The 7,047-nt window shown below is 39.6% G+C and carries 5 protein-coding genes and 1 pseudogene; all 6 read right to left on the bottom strand.

Going from position 1 to position 7,047, the window contains the following annotated elements; translation table 11 throughout:
• Positions 1 to 440: 440 nt before the first annotated feature.
• The 6 genes and pseudogenes from FC65_RS07660 to FC65_RS07635 all read right to left on the bottom strand — a co-directional run bounded on the left by FC65_RS07660 (position 441) and on the right by FC65_RS07635 (position 6,996).
• Positions 441 to 1,625: pseudogene (locus FC65_RS07660) on the bottom strand (amidohydrolase).
• 1 nt (position 1,626) lies between these two features.
• Positions 1,627 to 2,088, bottom strand: a complete 462-nt coding sequence (locus tag FC65_RS07655; protein WP_010497205.1) for a threonine/serine exporter family protein — start codon at positions 2,086 to 2,088, stop codon at positions 1,627 to 1,629.
• Entirely contained in the window at positions 2,089 to 2,862 is a 774-nt protein-coding gene (locus FC65_RS07650; RefSeq protein WP_010497202.1) for a threonine/serine exporter family protein, read from the bottom strand.
• A 686-nt stretch (positions 2,863 to 3,548) separates the two neighbouring features.
• The gene (locus FC65_RS07645; protein WP_010497200.1) at positions 3,549 to 4,202 is read right to left on the bottom strand and encodes a hypothetical protein; all 654 of its coding nucleotides are present in this window, start codon (positions 4,200 to 4,202) and stop codon (positions 3,549 to 3,551) included.
• A gap of 45 nt (positions 4,203 to 4,247) precedes the next feature.
• Positions 4,248 to 4,505: a hypothetical protein gene (locus FC65_RS07640; protein WP_010497198.1), complete on the bottom strand. Its 258-nt coding sequence runs from the start codon at positions 4,503 to 4,505 to the stop codon at positions 4,248 to 4,250.
• A gap of 277 nt (positions 4,506 to 4,782) precedes the next feature.
• A complete protein-coding gene (locus FC65_RS07635; protein WP_056972157.1) occupies positions 4,783 to 6,996 on the bottom strand; it encodes an alpha-galactosidase in 2,214 nt (737 codons plus the stop codon).
• Between the last annotated feature and the right edge of the window lie 51 nt (positions 6,997 to 7,047).

Here is a 7,047-nt window from a genome sequence, read left to right as displayed (position 1 = left end):
TTAAAGTCCGATAGTGCTCAACTTTTAAGCGATTCACTTCGCTCTGTTGTTTAACTTATTATAGCAAACTAGATTGACAAATTCTGCGGTAAGTCGTCCCCACTTGTTATCGTTCTCAATCTTTTTACCAACCTATTCTATAATTGTTTAACAAGTTTTAAGTGCAGTGGCTGTTTTGTCCAACAAAAAGGACAAATAAAAAAACCGCCCCACTATAACTTCGGCATGGTTATAGGGCGACTATTCAATAGTAGTTTGTAATTATGCTACCAACGAAGCGGCTTGTGAGAAGAACTATGCTAGTACATAACTCCCCTTTTCTTTACGATTAAAGTATAACATGCTTTACATCAGCTATCATCTTATACAAACGGCGTCTTCTAGCGCTGGTTTAAACCTCAGACATCAACATCTTGTTGTCCTTTTTAAGTTATCGCGCGTTACACTCCAAGATAAGATAAAGCGGCTGTCCCGACCGCCTCACCAGCAACCAATAAGCAATCTTCACTCATTAAGAAATCCGGGCTGTGGTGGGGATGGTCGTGACCATCTGCAGTTTGACAACCGACATAAAAGAAGCAACTTGGGGTGTCTTGGGCAAAATAGGCAAAATCTTCCGAAGGATCTTGAGGTCCACAATCAAAGACCTGTTTGATTTCAGGCAAGTTTGCATATTGAATACTTTCGACCGTTTCTTTAGTTAATTGTGGGTCGTTATACAAAACTGGATAGTTATCCTCATAATCAATGACTGCTTTAACACCGAACATGGCTTCAACACCATGAGCAATTTTTTCGATTTGTTCACGCACTATTTGACGCGTATCTTCCTTCATTACACGCACATCACCCTTAAGTGTGACACTTTGTTTAATGGCGTTGTATGAGCCGGCTCCATCAAAAGAACCAATAGTCACACTAGCTGTGTCAAAAGGATCGATACGACGAGAAACAACTGTCTGTACAGCTGTGACAAAATATGCCCCAGCTACTATTGCATCATTAGAAAGTTGCGGCATTGAAGCATGACCACCTTTGCCATTGAAAGTGATAGTAAAATTACTACGTCCCGTTTGGGTTTCATTCAAATGATAGCCAATCGAACAATTGGGCATACTGCTCATCACATGTAACCCTAAAACATTATCTATGCCCCTTAAAACACCGTCAGCTAACATACTTTTAGCACCACCAGGAGAAACTTCTTCAGCTGGTTAATGAATAATACGAATGCTGCCCTTTAAGTGATCTTTTAATTCAATTAATATCTTCGCTAAAACCATCATATAAGCCGTGTGTCCATCATGTCCACATGCATGCATGACTCCCTTATTTTGGGATTTAAACTCAAGGTCATTTTCTTCTTGAATTGCTAAAGCATCAAAATCGGCTCGTAAAGCAAGCCCTTTACCTAGGTGACCACTTTCAATATCTACCGCAAAGCCATACCCATCTCCAAAACCAGTAATTTTACAATCTAAATCATGATAAAAATCCTTAATATATTTAGCTGTTTCTTTTTCATGAAATGATACTTCCGGATGTGCATGCAAACGGCGACGTATCTTTATCATTTCCGGTTGTGCATCCCGCAATTTTTCCATCAATTTATCGTGTAAATTCATTTTAAAGATTTCCCTTCCTTTTTATTCTATTCTTACTAATAATATGACGACACTTTTTAAAAAGTGACTCTGCAATAGCAAAACCAAGGTCCAAAGCCAATGCAACGGTTAAAGTCTTGATCAAGTTGTGTCCAGCAGCATTATAATATCCCAAAGTAAAATCTTTAAGGCTGGCATAAATAACTACCCCAGGCACAAGTGAAACTAGGCATGGGATGTAAATTAAATTCACTGGAACCTTAATAAAAACAGCATTGATGTTGCCCAATAAGCCGATAATTAAAGCAGCCAAAAGATTTGGCAAGATAATACTAGTAGTTAGCGGTTCGGTCAATAAGTAAACGGTCCAGCCAAATGCTCCTGTAATGCCCGCAGGTATCAGAACACGACGAGGCACGTTAGTAATTACACCGAAACCCAATGTTGACAAGAAGCTAAAAATGAATCCTAAAACAAGTTCCATTTACAAAACTCCAATCAACAAATTTGCTAAAAAGGTCCCTACGATCGCCCCAATACCGATCGACCCGGCTATCATCAAAGCATCCATCCCCCGAACAAGACCAGAAATAATATCTCGCTCAATGATCTCCCGCAAAGAATTAGTTAGTGGAACACCAGGGACTAGGGGCATTAAAGCACTAATAACAATATTACTTGAACTGTCAGCGATTCCTGCTTGTTTAAGACTTGTAGCTATCAAACTGATCACCAAACCACCGGTAATAGCCCCCAAAAAAGGAGTAGCAGAATGTCGACCAGCCAATTGAGACGCTAAATAACCTAAAATGCCTATAAAAAAAGCAAATAGCAGATCTTTCCAAGATGCCTTGAATAAAAGCATCGGAGCGACAGAAACTAAACCAGCACTAAGGATCTTTTGCGGCCAGGAAAAATCAATTACTTGATGATCAATTGCTTCTACTCTGCTTTGAAGTTGGTCGAACTCGATCTTATGACTAGAAAATTCTCGTGATAAGGTATTGATCTCATCAACTTTTTGTAAATTAAAAGAACTAACTCGTGGTTTTTCCAAATGTGTAAGAGAACCAGCAGCGTTTTTGACATTCACAAAAATTGCAGTCATCGTGGCGTGACATTTAAGTTGGATTCCCGCAGCCCTGCCAATATATTCAACTGTGCTTTCAACTCGTGTGGTTTCTGCCCCATTCTCAAGTAAAATTTTTGCGATCTTACCACAAACTTCGATAATATCGTTGGTATTTTTTTGAGCCACAGTTCCACCTCCTAAATTAATGTATTAATAATGAGGTATAATACTTTCCTTTCAATAAACCCGAAATCTCTGTGTACCAGGACCAGCACTCACAAATAAATGCTCTTTTTATTGAAAAAAATTGACAAAATATTTTTTTCGATCAGATAAATAACGTTCTTGTTCGATTGAATTTGACAGATCATTACGATACTTCCACTGATTTTTGAGAACTGTCTTGCTCTCCAAACTTTCATTTCTATATTGTTCTAAGCATTAAAATTTGTCAACTTATTGGCTAAGCATGCTCAAATATCTTTAATTGACCATTTATTCCATTAGATATTTTTCGTTTCAAAATCTATTTCCAACAATTTTTCCGTTTCTTATTCTTGGCACAGTCAAAGGGATACAAAAATAATTGCCTAGATCAATAAAAGCTCACTCTACCCATATAAATAAACAAAAGCCCGACCTATTTGTTTTGGGCGGGCTCTTGTATTGTTGCTTATTTATTTCGTGTCACAAATTCACTCTTAATGCTATAAAAAGATAGAGTAATTCACAATCATCTCTCTAAAAACAGTCCTCTTAAATCCACGAGCTGTGGAGTACATCAGACTATAAAAGACTGGCACAACTTTTATTATATTCGCCAACTTATTTTTCCAAGTGTTTCTAGTTTTGACCCAGTTTCATAAATATTATTAATTACCTGAAGTTGTTCCATTTCCATTGACATCTTTAATAATCGTTGTTCCATTTGCTGTAGAAGGATCATAACTGCTTTCCCCATTACCATCAGTTGTCCTGTCGTTTGTGCTTCCATTTGAATTCTTTTCTCGATCAGCATTTGCTGAATTTCCACCATTACTTCTTGGACTATAATTCTGCGATGGTTGGCTGTATGACTGACTGCCCCAGTTATAGTTGCTGCCCTGGTATGAGCTGTGGCCACCATTCCCGTTGCTCTGACTCTGACTAGAAGCTGCTGTGCTGGAACTGTCGCCATCACTTTGGCTCTCCTGGGACGAACTAGCTGCTTGGTCTGGTGCTTCGTTGTACTGATCATCTGTGCTTTCAGTCTCAGTCTGTAATATCCTAACTCTCTCATTGTACTTCTTGACCAAATCATTGATCTGCTTGGTATAATCTTTGACGTTAGCCTGACTATAGACTATTTCCTTATTATCTCGTACAAACTTAAGCTGCTCTTTTAACGCTGCACTCTTGTCTTGTAATCCATCAATATCAGTAGCTGACTGGATATCAGTGATCGTGTTCGCCTTGATAACTTCATTGGTTTTATTTAGAAAATAAACTTTACCGGAATGAATAGCGTCCTGATAAGCATTGGTCAACTTAAGATATGGAGAACTCTTTTTTTGGTATTTCTGATACTCTTGTTACAGCTGTTTTAAATCAGCCAATTTTTTCTGCTCATCTTTTTCTGCAGCCATCTCTTTTTTTAGCTGATTTACTTTTTTGATCTCATCTTGATGATTATTGGGTGTTTTTGCTTTAACGTGCTGTTTCGTAACTTCATGTTCATGATATGCCCCGGCAACCCCGATACCGCCTGCACATAAAATGATGATCATCACCACGATAGCGATTACTTTATTATTCGTTTTTCGTTTTTCAAACGAACTTTTACTAGCCATTTATTATTTCCTCATGAAAGCTATTTATATAATAATTATAGCTATAATAGTATTATAAAGCACTAAATTTCTTGTTTACGCTAAGTCTTATCAACTGGCTGACCGAAAATTTCACGCGGCTCATGTAAAGAGAAATAAGCAACACTAACAACATTGCTAACTAGTTGGCGCATAAAAAGGTACAGGCAAAGTCATACGCTTTTTTAGCGCTGCTTGCCTGCACCTTTTAAAACCAACATTTGTAAATACTGGCCTTTCATTAAAATAACTGACTATCCTATTCAACTGCTTTTAATTCAAAAACAGCACTGTCAAAATCACCATCGTTTTGCGTCAGTGGGTAGATCCCGATTTGCATCAACTCACTGCCGTAAGCCGTATATTCACCATTGACGCTATACTTTTGGCTGGGGTTTAAACCGACAAAATTCAGCATGTGCAATGGCGATGAAGCCTCTGAAAAGATATTAAAGTACATCGCAACAGCTTCTTTTTTATCATCTGAGACAAACATCCAAGCTGTCCTCGTTGTTTCAAACGGATTTTGCAAACGATAGAGCTTGCCAAACTGGATCAAACGACGGTGAGCCTTATACCACTTGACTTGTAACTTAACTTCTTGTCTTTCGTTTTCCAACAAGTTCAGTGGATTTAATTCATATCCCAAATTACCACTCGAAGCAACCAGCCCTCTAGTTCTCAACGGGGTCATCCGTCCTGTCTGTTCATTGGGTACTGCTGAAACATGGGCTCCCATCGAAACGACCGGATAAACTAAACTTGTTCCATAGTGGATCTTCAATCGTGCTATTGCATCCGTGTTATCAGAAGTCCATGTTTGCGGCATGTAATACAACATTCCGGCATCATAGCGACCACCGCCGCCCGAACAGCTTTCAAATAAAATATCAGGATATTTATCCGTCAAACGTTCTAAAAGATCATACAAACCTAAGATATAGCGATGAGAGACCTCACCTTGCTCCGAAGCTGAAAGCTTGGCATCATAGACTTCAGTCATGTTACGGTTCATATCCCATTTGATATAGTCAAGATCAGCATGTTCAATGATATAAGACATCCGCTCGAGTAAATAATCACGGACCTCTGCCCTGCCTAAGTTAAGCACGAACTGACTGCGGTCGATCGAACGTCGCTGCCCTGGGACCTCTAAGACCCAATCAGGATGACTTTGATATAGTTTAGATTTGACAGAGATCATTTCCGGCTCGAACCACAGACCAAATTTCATGTCCAAATTATGACAATAGTCACTCAGCGGCTTGAGACCGTTCGGCAATTTTTTTCGGTCAACGACCCAATCCCCCAGCGAACTGTTAGGAGCATCTCGTTCACCAAACCAGCCGTCATCTAGCACGAACATTTCGATCCCAAGATCATGAGAAGACGCGATAATATCTTGCAGCTTTTTTTCATCAAAGTTAAAGTAGGTGGCTTCCCAGTTGTTCAGCAAGATCGGACGTGTTTGGTGTGAATACTTGCTTTTCATCAAATGATTCAAGAATAACTCATGAAAGCTTTGCGACATCGAATTTAAGCCCTGCTCGCTATGCACTAAAACAGCTTCTGGTGATTGAAATGATTTTTGCGGTTCCAGCCACCATTCAAAGTTTTGATCGTTGATCCCCATTTGAATCCTGACCTGGTTATAACCATCCATTTGAATGATTGATTTATGACTACCGCTATAGACCAGACAAAAGCCAAAAACTTCACCGGAAAATTCCGTGGCATGCGGGTCGATCAGTGCGCAAAATGGATTTTGTGTATGACCTGAAGCTCCCCGCTTGGAGTCTAGGATCTTAATACCCGTGTTCAGCGGTTCGATCGTCACATTTCTTTCTTGGGCATAACGACCATTTAGTTGCAGCAAATTTAACTCATTGTCAGGCGAGTCCAAGCTAAATGAAACGAGGCGTTGAACTTGAACCGGCTGCTGACCCAAATTTTTAACACGAGCACTGCGCGTGATAACCGGCAGATCACGGAAAATCGTGTAGGACAAATAAAGTTCCAACTGAGCATCACTTTCGACTAATTTGACAGTTAGTGTCTGTGCTTCATCTTCTTGGGCAAACGTTGCCGGCAGCCCGGCTAGTTGAGGCTTCCCATCCGAGATCGTATAAGAATCATAGGTAAAATTGACAGTTCGGGAACCATTTGGAAACTGGACAACGATCCCCGGTTCACGGTAATCAGCACCTCCAGCCCCTGGAAATTCTTGCGGTAATGTACTCAAAGAAAAATCTCTTGTTTCTATATCTTCAGGGCTTGGTGCAAAATGCCGCATCAACCGAGGATAGCGACGCAAATTGGAATAATGGTCAACTGCCTTGCCATAATAATGGTGCGCTAAGATATTTTCATCCTCAACGCCCAAGACATAACTAACCTGAGAATTATGCAAATGAAAAGTCAGCGGGTTCGAGCTGACCTCGATCAGTTCCGATTTTGCGGATGGTTTTGTCATAGAAATACCTCCTCGTATTATTAAGTAATTCAAAATTTTATTTCTTTATTT

Origin of the sequence: Ligilactobacillus acidipiscis DSM 15836 (assembly GCF_001435755.1) — a bacterium.
GTDB lineage: Bacteria > Bacillota > Bacilli > Lactobacillales > Lactobacillaceae > Ligilactobacillus > Ligilactobacillus acidipiscis.
The sequence above is the reverse complement of the archived record's forward strand: the minus strand, read 5'-3'. Positions and strand labels throughout refer to the sequence as shown.

Coding starts and splice junctions, on each gene's coding strand:
- FC65_RS07655 (WP_010497205.1), bottom strand. CDS start 2,088: ATGGAACTTGTTTTAGGATTCATTTTTAGCTTCTTGTCAACATTGGGT.
- FC65_RS07640 (WP_010497198.1), bottom strand. CDS start 4,505: ATGGCTAGTAAAAGTTCGTTTGAAAAACGAAAAACGAATAATAAAGTA.
- FC65_RS07635 (WP_056972157.1), bottom strand. CDS start 6,996: ATGACAAAACCATCCGCAAAATCGGAACTGATCGAGGTCAGCTCGAAC.